21 protein-coding genes are annotated in these 18,908 nt (G+C 66.1%); 5 read left to right on the top strand and 16 right to left on the bottom strand.

All coding sequences use genetic code 11. The features are described 5' to 3' along the window. Window positions 1-491 precede the first annotated feature (491 nt). Together FPY90_RS05640 and FPY90_RS05635 are read right to left on the bottom strand one after the other, a co-directional pair. Window positions 492-794 (bottom strand): DUF4193 family protein, encoded by a 303-nt coding sequence (locus FPY90_RS05640; RefSeq protein WP_071216563.1) that lies wholly within the window; start codon window positions 792-794, stop codon window positions 492-494. Window positions 795-998: 204 nt separating this feature from the next. Continuing rightward, window positions 999-2,123, bottom strand: a complete 1,125-nt coding sequence (locus tag FPY90_RS05635) for a glutamate--cysteine ligase (protein WP_498684358.1) — start codon at window positions 2,121-2,123, stop codon at window positions 999-1,001. A 541-nt stretch (window positions 2,124-2,664) separates the two neighbouring features. Between FPY90_RS05635 and FPY90_RS05630 the strand changes: the two genes are divergently transcribed. After that, window positions 2,665-3,309 carry a carbonic anhydrase gene (locus FPY90_RS05630; RefSeq protein ID WP_071216560.1) on the top strand — a complete coding sequence of 215 codons (645 nt, stop codon included), beginning with the start codon at window positions 2,665-2,667 and terminating at the stop codon, window positions 3,307-3,309. A 215-nt stretch (window positions 3,310-3,524) separates the two neighbouring features. On the opposite strand, the gene FPY90_RS05625 is transcribed toward FPY90_RS05630, so the two are convergent. The 10 genes from FPY90_RS05625 to FPY90_RS05580 all read right to left on the bottom strand — a co-directional run bounded on the left by FPY90_RS05625 (window position 3,525) and on the right by FPY90_RS05580 (window position 12,509). Then, window positions 3,525-4,445 carry a carbohydrate ABC transporter permease gene (locus FPY90_RS05625; RefSeq protein WP_083411505.1) on the bottom strand — a complete coding sequence of 307 codons (921 nt, stop codon included), beginning with the start codon at window positions 4,443-4,445 and terminating at the stop codon, window positions 3,525-3,527. Next, on the bottom strand, window positions 4,438-5,367 hold the full coding sequence (locus FPY90_RS05620; RefSeq protein ID WP_083411504.1) for a carbohydrate ABC transporter permease: 930 nt from the start codon (window positions 5,365-5,367) through the stop codon (window positions 4,438-4,440). Before FPY90_RS05620 ends, FPY90_RS05625 begins: the two co-directional genes overlap by 8 nt. A gap of 11 nt (window positions 5,368-5,378) precedes the next feature. Continuing rightward, complete coding sequence (locus tag FPY90_RS05615) at window positions 5,379-6,839, bottom strand: ABC transporter substrate-binding protein (RefSeq protein ID WP_083411503.1); 1,461 nt, start codon at window positions 6,837-6,839, stop codon at window positions 5,379-5,381. Between the two features lie 282 nt (window positions 6,840-7,121). Then, entirely contained in the window at window positions 7,122-7,550 is a 429-nt protein-coding gene (locus FPY90_RS05610) for a hypothetical protein (RefSeq protein WP_071216559.1), read from the bottom strand. Window positions 7,551-7,573: 23 nt separating this feature from the next. Next, entirely contained in the window at window positions 7,574-7,933 is a 360-nt protein-coding gene (locus tag FPY90_RS05605) for a lipopolysaccharide assembly protein LapA domain-containing protein (protein ID WP_071216558.1), read from the bottom strand. A 133-nt stretch (window positions 7,934-8,066) separates the two neighbouring features. Then, entirely contained in the window at window positions 8,067-8,822 is a 756-nt protein-coding gene (locus FPY90_RS05600) for a glycosyltransferase family 2 protein (RefSeq protein ID WP_071216556.1), read from the bottom strand. Continuing rightward, the gene (locus tag FPY90_RS05595) at window positions 8,815-10,188 is read right to left on the bottom strand and encodes a PIG-L family deacetylase (protein WP_498684353.1); all 1,374 of its coding nucleotides are present in this window, start codon (window positions 10,186-10,188) and stop codon (window positions 8,815-8,817) included. Before FPY90_RS05595 ends, FPY90_RS05600 begins: the two co-directional genes overlap by 8 nt. After that, window positions 10,182-11,249: an acyl-CoA dehydrogenase family protein gene (locus FPY90_RS05590; protein WP_071216554.1), complete on the bottom strand. Its 1,068-nt coding sequence runs from the start codon at window positions 11,247-11,249 to the stop codon at window positions 10,182-10,184. Before FPY90_RS05590 ends, FPY90_RS05595 begins: the two co-directional genes overlap by 7 nt. A gap of 6 nt (window positions 11,250-11,255) precedes the next feature. Then, window positions 11,256-11,933, bottom strand: a complete 678-nt coding sequence (locus FPY90_RS05585) for a DUF6766 family protein (RefSeq protein ID WP_498684351.1) — start codon at window positions 11,931-11,933, stop codon at window positions 11,256-11,258. A 315-nt stretch (window positions 11,934-12,248) separates the two neighbouring features. Further along, on the bottom strand, window positions 12,249-12,509 hold the full coding sequence (locus FPY90_RS05580) for a GlsB/YeaQ/YmgE family stress response membrane protein (protein WP_071216551.1): 261 nt from the start codon (window positions 12,507-12,509) through the stop codon (window positions 12,249-12,251). A gap of 458 nt (window positions 12,510-12,967) precedes the next feature. Between FPY90_RS05580 and FPY90_RS05575 the strand changes: the two genes are divergently transcribed. The 3 genes from FPY90_RS05575 (at window position 12,968) to FPY90_RS05565 (ending at window position 14,319) form a co-directional block, all read left to right on the top strand. Then, window positions 12,968-13,606, top strand: a complete 639-nt coding sequence (locus tag FPY90_RS05575) for a cysteine hydrolase family protein (RefSeq protein WP_498684347.1) — start codon at window positions 12,968-12,970, stop codon at window positions 13,604-13,606. 17 nt (window positions 13,607-13,623) lie between these two features. After that, a complete protein-coding gene (locus FPY90_RS05570) occupies window positions 13,624-13,887 on the top strand; it encodes a hypothetical protein (protein WP_498684346.1) in 264 nt (87 codons plus the stop codon). 69 nt (window positions 13,888-13,956) lie between these two features. After that, window positions 13,957-14,319: a hypothetical protein gene (locus FPY90_RS05565; RefSeq protein WP_498684344.1), complete on the top strand. Its 363-nt coding sequence runs from the start codon at window positions 13,957-13,959 to the stop codon at window positions 14,317-14,319. Here FPY90_RS05565 and FPY90_RS05560 read toward each other — a convergent pair. From FPY90_RS05560 to FPY90_RS05545, 4 genes are all read right to left on the bottom strand, one after another. Next, window positions 14,316-15,194: a transposase gene (locus FPY90_RS05560; protein WP_498684342.1), complete on the bottom strand. Its 879-nt coding sequence runs from the start codon at window positions 15,192-15,194 to the stop codon at window positions 14,316-14,318. The genes FPY90_RS05565 and FPY90_RS05560 overlap by 4 nt on opposite strands. A gap of 103 nt (window positions 15,195-15,297) precedes the next feature. Then, complete coding sequence (locus tag FPY90_RS05555; RefSeq protein ID WP_071216544.1) at window positions 15,298-15,723, bottom strand: hypothetical protein; 426 nt, start codon at window positions 15,721-15,723, stop codon at window positions 15,298-15,300. A gap of 62 nt (window positions 15,724-15,785) precedes the next feature. Then, window positions 15,786-15,977, bottom strand: a complete 192-nt coding sequence (locus FPY90_RS05550) for a LapA family protein (RefSeq protein ID WP_498684340.1) — start codon at window positions 15,975-15,977, stop codon at window positions 15,786-15,788. A gap of 498 nt (window positions 15,978-16,475) precedes the next feature. After that, on the bottom strand, window positions 16,476-16,940 hold the full coding sequence (locus FPY90_RS05545) for a hypothetical protein (RefSeq protein ID WP_071216543.1): 465 nt from the start codon (window positions 16,938-16,940) through the stop codon (window positions 16,476-16,478). 118 nt (window positions 16,941-17,058) lie between these two features. Here FPY90_RS05545 and ilvD point away from each other — a divergent pair, with 118 nt between their 5' ends. Continuing rightward, on the top strand, window positions 17,059-18,762 hold the full coding sequence (gene ilvD / locus FPY90_RS05540; RefSeq protein WP_498684337.1) for a dihydroxy-acid dehydratase: 1,704 nt from the start codon (window positions 17,059-17,061) through the stop codon (window positions 18,760-18,762). Window positions 18,763-18,908 lie beyond the last annotated feature (146 nt).

Genomic DNA, 18,908 nt, shown 5'->3' with positions numbered 1-18,908 from the left:
GGCGGGCGTACTGGCCGCGACGACGAGGTCCCGGTGCGGGTTTCCCGCAGAGCCGTATTGGTTTGACCATGGCCTTGAACCCGCCAGGAACGATGGAGGTACTGAGCCGCAACCAACCGGTGAACCGACCAGCGTCGCGGCGACGGCCGCCACGGGCGCGCTGAAGACTCATCGCTCCTGCAAACAACGGCGATTGGCTCCGACGTGTGTTCGTCCGTCCCGAGTTGGCCCGGGACACGGCAGACTCAGCGGTGCGATGGGTGTGGCCTAGAACTGTTTTCGGGCGACGCGGCTCCTTCCGGTTCGGTCACGTCGTCGAGCCCGGGCGTCGGGCCGGAGGAACCCTGCAGGTTCTTGGGGTTCGCGTCCGTCATGCGGCCTCCCGCGCGGAACCCATGCGTGTTCGCCCGGGCTTGGATGGGCACGAAGAATCCGTGGTGCCGCAGCAGCCCGGCGGCGCTGGTCGGTTCGTCGCTGCGAACCAGGGGTTCCTAGAGCTCCGCACAATCCCGGCAGATCATCACGCCGTCCACGACCTTGGCAACCTGGCTTCGGTGTCGAACGGCAAAACATTCCCCGCACACGAACTCATCCGAGGCCTGGGGAACGACCTCCACCACGAGCTCGTCGAGCACGATTGCGCCCGGGGGCTCAGTTCCTTCGGAAAGGTCCGCTTCCTCCAACTCGGCCTGGACCCTCTTGGCATCGGGCGCATCCATTTGCCTGACGGCTTTCAAGGTGCGCTCGGACGCCTCGGCCACATCGGGGCGGCTTTCGTCGTAGTCCTGGCTCATGATCGATCCTCTTCGCTTTTCCGGGTTGGCCGAAATGCCAGACGCCGCCGGACGGTGGAACAAGCACGGGTACCGGACCAGGCCACTGCATCGCGCCGTCCTGAAACGGCTTCTGCGGCAATGATTGTCCGCTCAACTGCGGCAGGCATGACGTTGTGCACGGGGATCCCCTTGCCGACGGAGCACGGCATGTCTTGCCGGACCTCAGGAAATGAGTGTCTGTGTCCGTTCGGCGGCATCGAAGACGGTGTCCCGAAGGTTTTCATTGGCTTGGAAGGCCCTTCGTTGGCGATCGGCACCCGTTCCGGTGCGCTTGATCCTCTGGATCGCTTCCAGGACGTAGCGGAGGTCGCCATATTCCTCCAGGACCGGGCGTGTGTGGCTCAACAAGGCCGCAAGGGCTGCATCCACGGGGCAGAGGCGATTTTCGAGCGGGTGGAGCAGCGATCCCTGCAGACCGAGGCGGCTCGCCCTCCAGGAGGCCAGCCGCAGCACCTCGGTGGGGCAGGGCAGCGGAGGTTTGCCGCTCTGCCATTCCCTGCTGGCGCTTTCCACCAAGGCCCGGACCAGGGCGGCGATGGCAGCCCCGTCGCCGGCCTCGAGGCAGACATCCGCGATGCGGACTTCAACGGTCGGGTGCCGGGAAGAGAGCCGGGCATCGAAGTACACCATGCCCTCGTCGAGCATCACGTCGCATTGGAGGAGGATTCCAACGATGTGCCGATATGCATCCGCCGAACCAAAAATGTCCGTGGGGCCGGCCGTCGGCCAGCGCCGCCAGGCCTGGTACCTGAAGCTTGCATATCCGCTGTCCGCCCCCTGCCAATAAGGCGAGTTGCTGCTCAACGCCAAGAGCAGGGGAAGCCACACGCGGATCCGGTCAAGCACCGCCACGGATTCCTCGTCCGACATCACCGAGACGTGGACATGGAACCCGCAGGTGAGTTGCTCCTTGAGGGTGATGCCGAACTTTCCTTCCATGGCGAGATAACGGGGCAACGGCACCAGGCTGGAGGCTGCCCGCATCGGGTATGTTCCCAGCGCCACGGCACGGCACCCGGACAAGCCCGCCAAACGGTCGGCTTCCTGCCGTCCCTTCACCATGGCTGCCAACAATGCCGACAGATCGCCGAAGGGAGCGGAGACCAATTCAACCTGTTCCTGCTTCAGTTCGTGGGCCAGCGAGGCGGCATCGACGTCTTGGGCGTCATGGCCCCCGAAATGGGTGGAGGTGCCGGAGGAACGCAGCACGTCTGCCGCCGTCGGGGCAAGCATCCCGGTGGCGGCATCGATGAGCAGCAGCTCTTCCTCGACCCCGAAGTTGCGCATGGCCCTAGTTTTCCCGAACGCGGCCGCGATGAAAACAGTTTCGCATAGGGTGGAGGGATGAATCGGTGAATTGGTCTCGGCGTCTCACCATCTCGAGATGGACGGACCGAGACCAGGAAAGACGAACACGGGACTTGGGAGTGTGCCCAACGATGCCGACAGGTCCCGTAACGGTCGTCGGATGACACCAGGCGAAACCACCGACTAGATGCCCCTTCCGTGTGGACGGTTGCCGGGGAGCGACCTCCAACTGCGTCCGGCCTGGTCCACCGCCTTGGAGACTACCCGCACGGCGGTTGGCGCCAAGCACCGGAACATGATGGTCCAACACAGGCAAGGTAAATTGCGCGTCCAGCGTTCGGGGAACAGTCCAGGGTGGTGCATGGCGTGATAAACCTGATTGAGGAGTCACTTAACATCGACGGGTTTCGGCGTCGGCCCAGCGGCCATCTGCCGGGACATGCGGGGCACCCCCGGTGGCGCCGGCGTGGTGCTCATGACTACTGGTCACGCCGCCAACTTGCTACGAAAGGAACACCCTATGGCAGACAAAGAAAACGACACGTCCCATCCGAACACCCCGGCCTTGGCATGGACCACCCTGATGGAGGGAAACAAGCGGTTTGTTGAGAACATCGCTTCCCATCCCAACCAAGATGCGGTCCGTCGTACTTCCCTGACGAGCGGGCAGCATCCGTTCGTGACGATCTTTGGTTGCTCAGATTCCCGTCTGGCCGCGGAGATCATCTTTGACATGGGTCTGGGCGACGCCTTTGTGGTCCGCACCGCTGGCCACGTCATTGACAACACGGCCTTGGGATCGATCGAGTTCGGTGAGGAGTACCTGAAGGTGCCGCTCATTGTGGTGTTGGGCCATGACAGCTGCGGTGCCGTCACCGCCACCCAGGCGGCCGTGGAGACGGGCAGCATGCCGGCCGGGCATGTCCGGGGCATCGTTGAACTCATCACCCCGTCCGTGCTCGCGGCCTTGCGGGAGGACAGCGCCAGTGACATCGATTCCATGGTGACCGAGCACGTGAAGCAGACAGCCGCCCGCCTGCTGGAAGAATCCCCGATCATCGCCGCCGGCGTGTCCAGCGGAAAAACGGCTGTCGTGGGGCTGACGTACCACCTCAACGACGGCCGCGCGGAACTCGTATACGACAGCGGCCCCATCGCTGCCTGAGCCGGCCGCAGCGCCAGCCGGCATGGCGGCGGCACCTCGGACCGCCGCCATGCATCCGCAGCCACACCACCGTGAAGGTGCCAGATGTCAGTCGAGGGTGCTGTCCGGTCGGGGCGGCACCCGTCCGTAGCGGAAGCTGGTGTTGATGCATTTTCGGTGCCTCTTCGACCAGGTATCGGCAGCCGTGTGGATCGCGTTGCCGCTGGAAACCCCGTTCAGCCCTTGAGGCCGGTGGTGGCTACACCCTCTATGAAGTGCCGCTGGCCGATGAAGAACATCACGATCATCGGCAACGTGGTGATCACGCTGGCCGTGACAATCAATTCCCAGTGCCAGTTGCCGGCGAAGCCGAACTGGTCCACCATGGCCTTGAGCCCGCGGGGGACCGTGAACGTGCTCGAATCCCGCAGGTAGATCAGCGGACGCATCAGGTCCGTCCACGCCGCCTGGGCCTCAAAGAGCAGGGTGACGATCAGGGCCGGCTTGCACAGCGGCAGGGCAAAATGGCGGAAGAGCTGCCAGTCGTTGGCGCCGTCGGTGCGGGCCGCCTCGAAGATCTGTCGGGGCACCCCGAGGAAGAACTGGCGCAGCAGGAAGATGTAGAAGGCCGAGCCGAACAAGTTCCCGGCCCACAGCGGGGTGAGCGTGCCTACCTGCCCCAACGCGTTCCAGATCAGGAACGTGGGGATCAACGTGACGGCCCCGGGCAACATCATCGTGGCCAGCACCAGGAAGAACAGCGCATTGCGGCCGCGGAAGCGGTAGTAGGCAAAACCCCAAGCCACCATGGAGCTGCTCAGCGTCACCGCCACGGCCGCCAGCACGGTGACCAGCACGGTGTTGCCCATCCACAGCGCCAACGGCGCCGCGTTCCAGATTTCCACATAGTTTGCCAAGGTGGGGGTTTGCGGGAACAGCCGGTTGTCGAAGACCTCGGACTGCGGCTTGAACGATGCCGAAACAAGCCAGACCAGCGGGTAGACGAATACCGCCGTGGCCGCCAGGAGCGCAAGCCACAGCAGGAGTTTGAGCGGCGAGCGTCTCTTGGGCCGCGTCCTGCTCAACTCCGGGACGGGAACCGGCCCGGGGTCCGGCTCGACGGCAGGGACTGGCTTCAGGATCGGGGTGCTAGCCACCGTCTTCTCCTTCGTAGAAAACCAGCTTGCGTCCCACGACGTACTGGATCGCGGTGATGACCATGATGATGGCGAAGAGCAGCCAAGCCATGGCCGAGGCGAAGCCCATGTTCAGGTATTCGAACGCCTGCCGGAAGAGGTAGATGACGTAGAACAGAGCGGCATCGTTGCTGTAGGTCCCGTTTCCTGCCCCGAAGTACGCGGTGTAGGCCTCGGTGAAAGACTGCAGTGCCGCAATGGTGTTGACAATGACCAGGAAGAACAACGTGCCCGAGATCATCGGCACGGTCACGGACGTGAAGCGGCGCAACGGACCGGCACCGTCCACCAAGGCCGCGTCGTAGAGGTCCCGGGGCACGTTGTTCAACGCCGCCAGCAGGATGATGGTGGACCCGCCCAGGGTCCACAGGCTCATCAGCACAAGCCCAGGCTTGATCCAGGTGCTGTCGGTGGTCCAATCCGGCCCCGGGATACCGACGAAGCCCAGCACCGCATTGACCAGCCCGTTGTGCCCGTTGAAAAGCAGCAGCAACAAGATGCCCACGGCCACCGGGGGCGTCATGTTGGGCAAATAGAACACGGTGCGAAAGAAGCCGGTGGCACGCCTGGCCCGCATCAGCAGCATGGCCAGCAGCAGCGCGATGCCGATGTGCAGCGGCACCGACAATGCCGCATAGAACATCGTGTTGCGCAACGAGAGCAGCACCCGGGGGTCCTCCCCGAGCTGGCGGTAGTTTTCCAGTCCCACGAAGTTCGGGTCGTTGAGCACGTCGTAGTCGGTCAGCGAGAGGTACCCGCTGTAGAGGATCGGCCACAGCGTGAAGACCAGGAAGCCGAGGATCCACGGGGAGATGAACAGCAGCGCATTCCGGGTCTGGCGCCGGTTGCGCTTGCGCAGCCTATAGGTTCTTGCGGTGTCCACCGACTGCCCCGCTATCCGGCGCTGCCGTCGGCGTCGGCCTTTTCCAGCGTTGACCACGCCTTGTCCAGGGCCGCCTGGGCCTCCTTCTGGGCAGTGGCCATGGATTCGGCCGGGGAGGCCTTGGAGTTGAGCACGCGGTTGACCCCGTCCAGCCAGGCCTGCTTGAACTGGGCGTCCGCCGGGTTGGCCGGCAATGAGAACGACGCTTCGTTGGCCTCGTAGGAGGCCTGCACCGCTTCCTTCCACGGGCTTTCCAGGGCGGTGGAGGAGTCGACGTACTTGGCCTTGATTTGTTCATCGGCATTCTGGTTGGCGGTGAACAGGCCGGTGAACGGCTTCTTTTCCTTCTGGCGCGCCGTGGCCCGGGCCTCGGCTGCGGCCATCCACGAGGCGGTCTCGGAGATGGTCTTGATGTAGCGGCAGGCGGCCTGCGGATTCTTTCCGGCCGCCGGAATCGCCCAGGCGGATCCCGAGCCGAAGCTCAAGGGTTGCCCGGAGGTGGTCTTGAAGGTGTCAAAGGCCATGGGGGCCTGGGCAGAGACGTCGTTGAGGATGTTGACGTACCACTGTTCCATGGGCATGGCCCCCAGCACCCCGGTGGCGAACTGGTTGCCCTTGCCGAAGAAGTCGGCCGAATCGCGGAATGCCTTCACCGAGCCGAAGCCTCCCTGGTCGGTGTAGATGCCGACGCCGAATTCCAGGGCCGCCACGACCTTCGGGTCGTCGAGCTGGGCTTTCTTTCCGTCGGCGGAGATCATGTCCGCACCGTTGGCCTTGGCCCACAGCGGCAGGAACTCGGGCAGCTTCGAGTCGAAGCCGATGACCGAGGGCTTGGATCCCTTCTGCTGCGCCAGCTTCTTGTTGGCCTCGGTGACCTTGCTCCAGTCCGATCCGTCCACATCGGTGGTGTCCAGTCCCGCTTTTTCCAACAGCGTGCGGTTGGCCATGACGATCTGGACCTGGTTGAACTCCGGGATGCCGTAGATGTGTCCGCCGAAGGTGACCTGGTCGAGGGCGGGCTTGCGGAAGTCGTTGAGGGAGATCGCCTCCCCGGTGATGCAGGTGTCGATCGGCATGATGGCCTTGCGGGCGGCGAAGGTGCCCAGCTGGTCGCGGTTGGCATAGATCAAATCCGGGGCATCCCCTGCCGCCACCGCCGAGAGGAATTGCTGGACATCCAGCTCGCCCTCCACGGCCTTGACGGTCGCCGGGGCGATGGCCTTGCCCGCGAGGTCCGCACGGGTGCGGGCGACTTCGTCGGCGTCGGCGTTGTAGCCCATGATGTTGAGCACCCCGCTGAGCTCGGCGCCGGCCGGGAACGGATCCGGACCCTGCGGCGTGACGTTGGGCTGGGTGCCGGTGGCACAGCCGACCAGAAGCATCGAGCCGGCTGCGGCCACCGCCACGGCAGTCCTGCTGCGGCGGGCCAGCCCTGGCGCGAGGGACGGGGGGCACGAATCCTTGAAGTACATGGTTCCTCCTCATTGCCGGTCCGGTGCGGGTGCAGCGCCGGCTGGCCGGCCCTGGGGTCCGCTATGAATTGCTTCGATGGCCGAAGCGATTGGTGCATGAACCCAACGCTAAGACGGGCCACCGAGGCTGTCCATGGTTTTGCACCTCGTGCCGCAGGGGGCAGCCTGGCACGGACCGAACACGGTCCCGTGGCCGGGGTGGAGGTGCCCGGGGGGCCAGAAGGCAGGGCCAAGCCTTGGCGCTGGCCCAACGACAAGGGGCCCCGGGAAATACGAGCCGGATCAGGTGCCCAGGTCGGGATCCACGGGCCGGGTGTGGGAGGCGGGGTTCGGGCCGGCCGGGCCGGGGTTCCGGCCGTGCGGTCCGACAGCCTTGCGGAGCACCACCGCCGCCGCCAGGCCGATCAGGGCCACGATGCCCAGGACTGCAAGCGTGCCCGATCCGCGGGCCCGCTTGGTCCCGATCCTGCGCTGTGCCGTGACCAGGGCCTGCTCCACGGACTTGCGGGCGCGCCGGGCGGCCTTGCGGTTTCCGGTGACGGTGGCGACCACTTCCTCGGAGGCACGGGCCAGTCCCGCGGGGTCGAGTTTGTCCACCGCGTGGCGCACCGAGTCCTCCAAATGCGCCGGATATTCCTGCTTTGCCTTCTTGGCCCATTGCCCCAGCTGGGCCCGGACGGTCTTCATCTGTTTGTCGAGCTCATGCATCATGGGCCCCTTTCTCTTCGGTTTGGCTATTTTGCGTGCCGTTCCAGGCGCCGGGAGGCGGCCCCGGCACGGCTGCGCAGCTGGATGATGCGCACCGCGGCGACGATGGCCACGACCACGGCGCCTCCCACGGCGGCCAGCAGCATCGAGATGCCCAAGGCCATCTGCCCCTGGAATCCGAGGAAGTAGATGGTGGCCTGCGCCTGGTTTTGCATCATGAAGATCACCAAGAGGATCAGCACCGCGATGCCGACGATGGTGAAGGCCCACACGACCGCGGCCCGCGTGCTGGCCTTGGCGTCCTTGGGATCCTTGGCTGGCGGGGTGCGGGCAGGCGGCCGGGGCACCGGGTCGGGTTCCGGCGTGGACGTGGGTTGTTCGACCATGGGACACCTCCAATTTCGTGTCGCGGGGAAACCGCCACAGGGGCGGTCCCAGGCGCTGGACCGGGACGTTCCGTCCGGTGTTGCCAACCTATGCGCTTCGACCACGTGGGGCAAGGCTCTGCACCCGTGCGGCTCAGGGGCCGGGCCTGCCGACGTGCGACAGGACTCCGGGGTCCAGTGCCCGCAGGTAATCGGCAAAACCGGCCTCCAGCCGGCCCCGCAGGCGCCCGGAGGTGACGGCGTGCAGCCGGGCGGTGGCCCGGATCCGCGCACCGCTGGCGCGCAGCTTGTGGACCAACAATGCGTCTTCGTGCACCGGCACCGGATCGAAGCCGCCGACAGACACGTAGGCCGAGGCCCGGACCCCGAGGTTCGCCCCGTGGACGTGCCCGTGGCCTTCGGTCCGGACATGGGACTGCTGCCACAATCCAAAGAGGTGTTCCCCCAGTTCCGCCCGGTCCGGTTCCACCGTCCCGGTGACCACGTCGACGCCGGATTCGGCCAATTCCAGCTGCCCGGTCAGCCAATGCCGCGGCACCCGGGTATCTGCGTCCGTGCAGGCGATCCAGGTATGCGCGAGCCCGCTGCGGCCCGCCGCGGATGGTCCGCCCAATGCCTGCGCCACGCCGGCGGCCCGGGTGGCTCCCACGGAACCACAATCCACGGCAAGCACCTCGACGCGGCGATCCCGGGCAACGGCGGCCTCGGCGATTGCCCCCGAGCCATCGCGGCAGCCGTCCAGGACCAGCGTGAGCCCCACCCGGAGGCCGGGACGTGCGTCGCCCACCTGGTTCATGGCTGCCTGCAGGTGCCGCAGGCAGCCGCCGAGCAACGCCTCCTCGTTGCGCACCGGCACGACGATGGCCAGCCTCCGGATCACGTCACTCATCGCCGTCGCCGGGCCTTTCGAGGACTTCCAAAATGAAGTCGGTTTCGCGATGCAGCAGCTTGGGTTCCAGGCCCAGGTCCCGGGCGGCGGCATGCACCCCGTCGCCATCCAGGGGCCATCCCTCCACCGGATGCAACCAGTGGCACAGCAGCAGCTGCCCGCCGGGGGACATGGACTCGCGGCAGCGCAGCAGCAACTGGTCCAATTCGTCGGCGGCCAGGAAGTACCCGATCTCCGAGACCACCACGAGGTCCTGGGAGGCCGGTTCGATCGCGGGCCACTGGTGCGGCAGCACCGCCCGGAGCAGGGAAACGTGGGGCTGGTCCGCCACACGCTGCGCGGCGTCCCGCAGGGCCACCTCGCTGGCGTCCAACGCCAGCAGCGACCGGGCCCGCGGTGCCAGCTCGCGGGTCAGCACCCCGATGGAACAACCCAGTTCCAGCACCGTTCCGTACCGCCGGCGCGGCAAGGACGCCAGGGTGATGGCACGCTTGCGTTCCTCGTACTCGCTGCCCAGGTAGTGCCACGGATCGGGGCGCCGGGTGTAGAGCGCGTCAAAGACCTGAACCGCCGTTCCGGAGTCCCGCAGCCCCGCCGGCGTGTACCGGTAGGTTTCGGCGGGGCGGGTGAAATGCCGCAGGAAGGGGCCATGCAGCAGGGCCGCGTCCTGCGGCGCGGCAGAGAGCGGGGCGACCTGCGAGCGGTGGGATTCCATCGCTGCGGCCTTGGCCGCCGCGGTCTGCGGATCCAGGGCCAGGGAATGCCAGCGGGTCCAGGCCGGATTGCCGTCGGGCCGTGCCCAGTGCCAGAACCAGATCGGGTATTCGAGCAGTCCCAGCCCGAGTTCCTGGGCCAGCCGCGCGGCCAGGGACCCGAGTGCATCGTGGTCCCCGTGGCCGTCGTGGCGGTAGGGCGCCACCAGGATCGCGCCCGGCCCCGGGCCGGCGGCCCGCACTGCTGCCTCCACCGCCGGGATGTCCTTGGCCAGCGCGCCGTCCGGCAGCCCGAGCAACTCGAAGGTGGCGGCCGCGCCCGCGTCGCCGGCCGGGCCCAGCGACGCGAGTGCCTCTTCGAGTTCGGCGGCCCGGATGCGGGCCAGCCGCTCCGGGGGATGGCCCGGGGATCCCGGATGCGAGGCCTCGCCTGCGGTCGCCACGATGACGTGCACCCGGGCACCGGCGGCCAGTGCCAGGCGGATCAGGCCCCCCGCTCCCAGCGTTTCGTCGTCGGGGTGCGCCGAGAGGATGAGCACCATGGGTGCGCGTCCAGGCTCGGCCTCCGCCGGAAGGGGCGGCAGTTCGCCCACGCCTGCTTCGACCCACATTGCCTCCGGGGTGCCCGGATCGGTGTGGCTGAAGTTCACCATCGGCCAGTGCCTCCGTTCGCGTCTTCGAGCAGCAGTCCGCCCAACGCCGCATCGTCGCGGGAAGAGTGGTGTTGCCTGATGTAGATGCCAAGGTCCGCGACCCTGCGCGCATGGTCCCGGTCGAAGCCGAGCGGGGCCGGGCCCAGGGCTCGGCCGGCCAGCACCAGCAGGCGTTCGCAGGTTTCGGCGATGTGGCCCCGGACGCGTTGGGCGGTTTCCCACGTCAGGGTGCCGTCATCGGCATCCCGCGCGGCTTCGCGCAGCAGGGCAGCGCCGGCGGCCAGGAGCCGGTCCGCCTCGCCCAGCCATGCACGGGCCAGCTGGTCCGGTTCACGCCCCTGCGCGGAGCGAAAGAGGGTGCGGTAGATGCCCACGGCGCCGCCGAACCAGCAGGCGGCTACGCCCGCGCCGCCGACCGCGAATCCGGGCCGGTCGAGGTACCAGTTGGTGGCGCCCACCGGGTGGGCCCGGGCACCCGAGAAATCCACCGGCTCGCTGGGAATCCTGCCCAGCCCGTGGCTCTCCCAGGAACCCGCATGCGCGGTGACCCCCGCTTGGCGCAGGTCCACGGCGAAGGCCCGTCGTCCGCCGTCGACGTGGGCCGTCACCACCGCGTGGTCGAGGGTTCCGGCCAGGGAACACCAGGGCTTGCGGCCATCGAGTGTCCACGCGGCCCCGGGTGCTTTTTGCCGTGCGGTGGCGGGTTTGTTCGGGCCGCCCTCGGCGGCAAACACACCCCAGGTGGTTCCCGGTTGCCAGCCGATGCCGGCCTGCGACAGGATGGCGGCGGCATCCAGGTGCGGTTCCACGGTCCTGGCTGCGGCAAGGTCCGCGCCGGCGAGCGTGGCGAGGAATTCCCACAGGGCGGTGGTCCGGCCCGATCCCGGGGTCGGCGGTGCCTGCCGGGAGTCGGCCAGGGCCGCAAGGATCGGTGCAGGATCCCCTTGGCAACGGCGCGAGGCCATGAGCAATTGCGTTTCCACGTCCCAACCCAGGTGGGATGAAGACCCGACCGTGGGTTTCGCTGCGGGGGAGAAGTTCACGTGCCGCACATCGGCCATTGCTTCCTATTCCCCTTCCGTGGAGGTCTCGGCGTGCGGGGTTCCGACGGGCTTGGATTCCGCGGAGCCGCGTTGCCGCAGGTAGATGGACAGGGCGACCATGCTGCCGACCGCCAGGAACTCGGACTGCCAGTTCTGGAGCGTGCGGTCCCAGAAGTCCGCGCTGAAAACGTACTGGATCCACTCGACGGGCGGCTGTCCGTGGTCGAGCTGGTCCGCGTTGTAGACCACGGTGCCGGCAACCGACTGCAGCCACCAGGACGCAAGGAACACCGTGCCCATGACCAGCAACAAGGAATTGGAATACAGCTTGAGCCGCCATCCGCCGACCTTGGCCCATTTCGGCGAGTTCGGTTTGGCGAATCGACCGACCAGTTGGCTTTCGTCGGTGCCCACGCCCTCGTCGCCGGGCATTTTGGACTCCGGGGACCCGCGCTGGATCAGCCAAATGGTGGCGAGGATGAACAGGAAGAACTGCAGGTACTCGGACTGCCAGTTTTCGGCGACGTCGACGACGAAGTTGCTCGAGGTCACGAATTCCCAGTATCCCGCCGGGGAAGACCCGTGGGCGATCTGGTTCTCGTTGTACACCCCAAGTCCCGCGAAGGACTGTCCCACCAGTGCACCGAGGAAAAGGACCGCGAAAGTGATACTGAGCATTTGGGATCGTAGTGCTTTGCGCATTGCCGTTCACCTCCCGGAGAAGCCGATGATGATCATGAGTAACAATCCGACGCCTATCATTCCAAGCCACAAGCTAAATTGAGTTCTCATGAGGCGAGCGTATGACCTGTGGCGGCCCGCGTAAAGGGAAATGCGCAGGGGACGGGTGGCAGGGGAATTTTGTCCGGCTCTGCCCCGGCGCCAGCCAAGGGACGGCGGGGTGCCGTGAAAGCGCATGGAGGCGGTCTCCCGCCCGGCAACGAACCCCCGTGCAGGCAGGGGAGACGGAAAAGGGGTGCCCCGGCCGAAGCCGGGGCACCCCCATTTGTGCAGCGATCAGGCCCGCTTGCGCGTCAAAAGCCCCCAAATAACGAGAACGATCAACGCTCCGCCGATGGCCAGCAACCATGTTGACAGGTCCCAGAACTCATTGATTCCGACACCAAAGATTGCCGATCCGATCCATCCGCCGAGAACGGCGCCGACGATTCCGAGCAACAGGGTGGCAATCCAGCCGCCACCCTGTTCGCCTGGTTTGATGGCCTTTGCAATAGCGCCGGCAATCAGTCCAAGAACTATCCAACCAATGAAACCCATAACTATTCTCCGTTCGGATGAAGGTTCAGTTTCAGCATCATTTGTGGCGATGCACGTTTCGACCCTACATTGAAAAAAGTAGTGATGGGTAGCCTCTTTGCAATGTTTGTACTTGGCATTCCACAATGCCAAGCCCATTGATCACCGCACGGCCCGCGGCGGAACACCATCCGAATGCCCGCGCTGGGGCGCCCTGCGGGGACGAGCAGCCGCGCGTGCCTCGAAAGTGCCAAGAGCCGGAGGACGCTGCCACGGCCCATGGAAATGCCCCCCGGTGCCAGCGGCCGCGGAGGAAGGTTTCGGCCGATACGCGGAATCGGCGGACCACGGGCGGGCTGCACTGTTGGCCGGCGGCAGGCGGCGTGCTGTCGAATCGTTGCGCCCTCGCGGTGCCCCGCCTAGGGTGGAGAAAGGCCCGCATGGTCCGGGTCCCGCGCCAGCAAGGATCGGAGGAGTCAATGAGCGATGTCCCACAGCTTTCCGAACGTGTGGCCCTATTGGTCGTAGACATGCAGAACGCCTTCTTCGAGGACCCTGGACTGGCCGCGCACCGCGGGTCCCTGCTGCGCCATTGCAACGTCCTGACGGCACTTGCCCGTTCCAGGGGCATGCCGATCCTGAACATCCGGACCGAGCACAGGAGGGACAAGTCCACGTGGACGTTGAACATGCTCGATGACGACCAAGGTTTCCTGTTTGAGGGCAGCGAGCAGGCCCGGAACCTGGCCGACCTTGACGTTTCCGGAGCGGTGGAGGTCGTCAAGCGACGCGACAGCGCCTTTTGGGACACCGGCCTCGTCGGGCTGCTGACGGACCTGGGAGTCGAAGAGGTGGTCATTGCCGGTGTTGCCACCCACACCTGCATTGCCTCGACCGCCGCAGATGCCTACGCCGCGGACCTGCGCGCATGGCTGGTTTCCGATGCAATAGCCTCGGCGGACCCGGACTTCGCCAGCGCGACGCTGGGGCTGTTGCAGTCCGAGTACCGGCAGAAAGTTGTCAAAACCCGCGCCCTCGCGTCCGGGGGCCCGGCACAGCCCCCGGTGGAAAAAGCTGCGCCCTCCGGCGCTGGCAAGGCCGGGGAACACATCCACTGAATAGATCGGAGCAAGTGATGGAGAACGAATCCGCAAACACGGGCACCAGGCCATTCTTCAGGCGCCGCGGCGCGGTGCTGATGGTCACCGGCCTCATTCTAATGATTGTCTTCGGGCTGTTCATCTGGATTGGCCGCGATCCGGGCGAGGGCTACGCCACGCCCATGTGGGTCGGCGTGTTCATCGGGCTGGGCATGGCCGGCTACGGGCTGTACCGGGCCCTGAAGGGGCCTGGCATGCTGGACTTTCCGCACGGCGGGACCAATAGCGGGTCTGGCTGAGAGCCGGATCCCACCCGCAGCGGCGAAGCCCGCTCCGCACACCCATCGCACTCACGGAAGGAAAGCGCCATGTCAATGAACACACCCGAACACGAATCACGCACCGATCCCGAATCCGAAGGAAACCCGCTGGACGGCAGGGACGGGCAGCCGGTGGAGGAGGGCTCCTCCGACGATCCACGGACCCTTCGGAGCATGGATCCGCTGCACGACGCACAGCGCGAAGTCGACGAGCCCGCGGGGCACGAAGCCCGGGCCGCGGAAGAATCGCCGGTGAGCGAGGAGGACCGTTCCAGGGCGCAGGCGGACCTGGAAGGCACAGCCGGCGCCCGTGTGGACGAACCCACGGACGTGGCCGGCCAGGAATCCGGGGGCCTTGATGCCTTGGGGCGCCCGCTGCCGGAGGATTACCCGGAGGACGAGGGGACCTAACCGCGTGAACGGCCTGGGCACCGTCCGGCCTCGCAGCAACCCGAAGGAGAGAACGCATGGGTGCGAAATTCCGCGTGGGGGACCACGTGAGCTGGAATTCCGAGGCCGGGCGCGTCCGGGGGACGATCAGAAAGATCCACACCCAGGACGTCGAATACAAGGGACATTGGCATCGGTGCAGCGAGGCGGATCCCCAATACGAGATTCAATCCGACAAGACCGACCACGTGGCGATGCACAAGGGGCAGGCCCTGCGGAAAATTGCTTCGGATTGATGCCCCGGTGAGGCGCACCCGGCCAAGGGCAGCAGCTCCGGCCGAGGCGCCCCGTTTTTGGGGAGGACACGTGGTGACGGCCTGTGGCAGGGCACTGGCGGGGCCGGTGGCGCGGTATTCGTCAACATCCACCAGCTCCCTGCGGGCCTCGGCGTCATCCCACGCGCAGACAGGCTTCCCGGCGTTCGCATAGTTTTCAAACCGGTCCAGCACGACCCGCAGCCCGGCTTCCAACTCCTTGTCGGCGGCACACGACAGGCCCCGGATCCCCGAGTGCAGCAGCGTCACGGTGTCTGTCGTGGCGACCGCGTTATGCAAGGGCGTCGGATCCCGGACGCGTTTGCGGCCCGCCGGCCCGGCGGACTTCGCCGCCTCCAGGGTGACCTCGAAGATCCGGTCCGGGAACTGGGACGCAGCCAGCCGGGACCGCATGTCCACCAGCACCGTATGCACAAACCCCGGGTAGTCATAGGGCAGGCCACCGGCGGCGTACATCCAGCCGGTGTCAAAGGTGACGCGGTCCTTCGCGACGCGTTTCTCGCAGAAGGAGGCCGTGGTGCGCAGCAGGTCGACGTGCCCCTGCATCAGGCCCAACGTCATCCTTCATTCCTGGGCCAGGGGAATCTTCCGACGCCAAATTTCCCAAATCAGGCACGCCGGCTCGGACACGGCCACGCCATCAGACGAAAAACACCAACCTCCTCTAAATATTGAAGTCGGGATCGGCCGTGGCTTCCTCGGACGGTGTCGGCCGCGGTCCCCGGTAAGCCACCGGCTCGCTTCCGTGCGATGCCCGTCGTACCGCCACCGCAACAAGGATGCCGATGGCGGCGAGGATGCCCAGGCATGCCAAGGCCTTGACCTTCGCCCGATGCCGGGTTCCGGCCTTGCGCTTGGCATTGACCAGCGACCTCTCGATCACCTTGCGAGCGCGGCGGGCCGTCTTTCGGTTGCCTGTCACGGTGGCAATCACCTCCTCCGAGGCGTGGGCGAGCGCGGCGGGATCCAGCCGGTCCACGGCGCTGCGCACCGAATGCTCCAGCTGTTCCGGGTAGTCCTTCTTCGCCTTTTGCGCCCAGAGCGCCAAGTGGTTCTGGATGGATTTCATTTGCTTTTCGAGGTCGGTCACGTCAATTCCTTTCCTTGCGGCAGGTTGCCTTGGTTCTCGGGGACGGGCTGTCGGTCCAGGCTCTAGGGGCCGTTCTTGGCACGGGCCTTGTTGGCAGTGCGGGCGCGGGACCGCAACTGGATGATGCGCACCGCACCGACGATCGCGACCACCAAGGCACCGCCGACAGCGGCAATGAGCATGGCAACGCCGAGGGCCAGCTGGCCCTGGAATCCCAGGAAATAGACGGTGACTCGATCCTGGTTCTGCACCATGAAAATTATCAAAAGAATCAGCACCAAGACGGCGACCACCGTGGATGTCCAAATGACCGCTGCTCGTGTTCCGCCTGCAGGAGCTACAGGGGCGGGGGAGGGGGCGGGCCCGGTGGAGGCCTCGGGCTCCAATGGTTCTTCGCCCATGTTCTTCCCCAATTCTCTTGCGGTTTTTCCGCCACGATCGGGTGGTGCAAAACCTGGTGGGAACAAAGATCTATGGAACAAACCTATGCTTCCGGGGCGGACGAAACAAGGGCACACAAATGCACTGCGGCCGCTGGCGAGGCGGGCGAGGAAAGTTGCCGGCTGCGCCTTTTCGAGGGTGCGCCAGGCGTGGTCGTGGATGGCGCCCGCGGGGGATCGGGCGGGCGGATTTGCCGGTGCAGGTGCCCGGAGAAGGCTCGGCAAGCGGGTGTCGGCAGGGAAAACAAATGCCCTGGCTTCCGCAATCGCGGAGGCCAAGGCATCGATCGATGGGTTGCCTGATGTTCGAAACTACTCCTGGGCTTCGACCGTGGGGTCAAGGCGGTCCATGAAGCCATTCATGAAGTCGGCGAAGTCGGCCGCGTCGTCGTCCTGGCCCAGCAGGCCGCAGGCCGCGGCACCCTCGGCTCCCGGGATGTTCAGCGACAACCGGGCCGGGACATTGAAGCGATAGACCCGGCCGGTGCTGGTGCCCACCTCGTAGCCGCCGTCGCGCACCAGGGCCACGTGGGAGACATTGGTGTTGTTCACCGACACCGCGCGCTCGGAGGGCCGCAGGTTCCGGGGGTTTAGCGGGCACAAGATGAGTTCGGCGGGCTCCCGGCGGAAGCCGATCACCTTGAGTCCCGCGGAGCCGGAAGTGCCCGCCGCCGCCACCAGGTTGTAGCTGCCGAAGTTGGGGATTTGAGCATCGAAGGCCTCGTGCAAAAGTTGCTTGAGGACATCGTCACTGGATTCAACGTTGAGTGTCTCCATGTCACCCACTCTAGCCAATCGGATGTTTCGAACACATGTCTCGTATTCGCGGGGCGAAATATGTCGGGTTGCCGTCACGGGTTCGGTCTCGGTGCCTGCCAGCCCTAGAATCAAGGGCATGAGCCAGGACACAACCCCAGATATCAAGCCCCGCAGCAGGGTCGTCACGGACGGCATACACGCGGCCCCGGCCCGTGGCATGCTGCGTGCGGTGGGCATGGGCGATGACGACTTCGCCAAGCCGCAGATCGGAGTCGCGAGTTCGTGGAACGAAATCACCCCCTGCAACCTGTCGCTTAACCGCCTGGCCCAGGGCGCCAAGGAAGGCGTCCACGCCGGTGGCGGCTTCCCCATGCAATTCGGCACCATCTCCGTCTCCGACGGCATCTCGATGGGCCACGAGGGCATGCACTTCTCGCTGGTCTCGCGCGAGGTCATCGCCGACTCCGTCGAGGTCGTCATGCAGGCCGAGCGCATCGACGGCTCGGTGCTGCTGGCCGGTTGCGACAAGTCCCTGCCCGGCATGCTGATGGCCGCCGCCCGCCTGGACTTGGCTTCGGTGTTCCTCTATGCGGGCTCCATCATGCCCGGCTGGGTCAAGCTGGAGGACGGCAGCGAAAAGGAAGTCACCCTGATCGACGCCTTCGAGGCCGTGGGCGCCTGCGCCGCCGGCAAGATGAGCGAAGAAGACCTCACCCGCATCGAAAAGGCGATCTGCCCCGGCGAGGGCGCCTGTGGCGGCATGTACACCGCCAATACCATGGCCTGCATCGGCGAGGCCCTGGGCATGTCCCTGCCCGGCTCCGCCGCCCCGCCCTCGGCCGACCGCCGCCGCGACATGTTCGCCCGCGCCTCGGGTGAGGCAGTGGTGAACCTTTTGCGCGAGGGCATCACGGCCCGCGACATCATGACCAAGAAGGCCTTCGAGAACGCGATCGCCGTGACCATGGCCTTCGGCGGCTCCACCAACGCAGTGCTGCACCTGCTGGCCATCGCCCGCGAGGCCGAGGTCGACCTGACCCTTGCGGACTTCAACCGCATCGGCGACAAGATCCCGCACCTGGGGGACCTGAAGCCCTTTGGCCGCTACGTCATGACCGACGTGGACAAGATCGGCGGCGTGCCGGTCATCATGAAGGCCCTGCTGGATGCCGGCCTGCTGCACGGGGACTGCCTGACGGTCACCGGCAAGACCGTTGCCGAAAACCTCGCGGAGATCAACCCGCCGGACATCGACGGCAAGATCCTGCGCGCGCTGGACAACCCGATCCACAAGACCGGCGGCATTACGGTGCTGCACGGCACGATGGCACCGGAGGGTGCCGTCGTGAAGTCCGCTGGCTTCGACGCCGACGTCTTCGAGGGAACCTCGCGGGTCTTCGACCGCGAGCAGGGCGCCCTGGCGGCACTCGATGCGGGGGAGATCCACGCCGGGGACGTGGTGGTCATTCGCTACGAGGGCCCCAAGGGCGGACCGGGCATGCGCGAGATGCTTGCCATCACAGGCGCCATCAAGGGCGCCGGCCTGGGCAAGGACGTGCTGCTGCTCACCGACGGACGCTTCTCCGGCGGCACCACCGGGTTGTGCATCGGCCACGTGGCTCCCGAGGCCGTCGACGGCGGGCCGATCGCGTTCGTCAAGGACGGCGACAAGATCCGCGTGGACATCGCGGCCCGCTCCTTCGACCTTTTGGTCGAGGACACGGAGCTCGAGGCGCGCAAGGTGGGCTGGGAGCCGTTGCCGGCCAAGTTCACCACCGGCGTGCTGGCCAAGTACGCCAAGCTGGTCAAGTCAGCCTCGACCGGAGCATACTGTGGCTAGGAAATAAGCCTTGGAACGATGGGTGGACCCCGACAAGGCGTCCACCCATCGGACACCTATCTCAAATAGTGAGATTAGGGGTGTTGGTGTTTGACTCCGGATGCGGCGGCGACCAAACTGGATGCATGCACAACCGCACCGTACTA

Origin of the sequence: Arthrobacter sp. C2 (genome assembly GCA_024207135.1) — a bacterium.
Taxonomy (GTDB): domain Bacteria; phylum Actinomycetota; class Actinomycetes; order Actinomycetales; family Micrococcaceae; genus Paeniglutamicibacter.
Note: the sequence above shows the minus strand (reverse complement) of the source record. Positions and strands in the feature narration are given on the sequence as shown.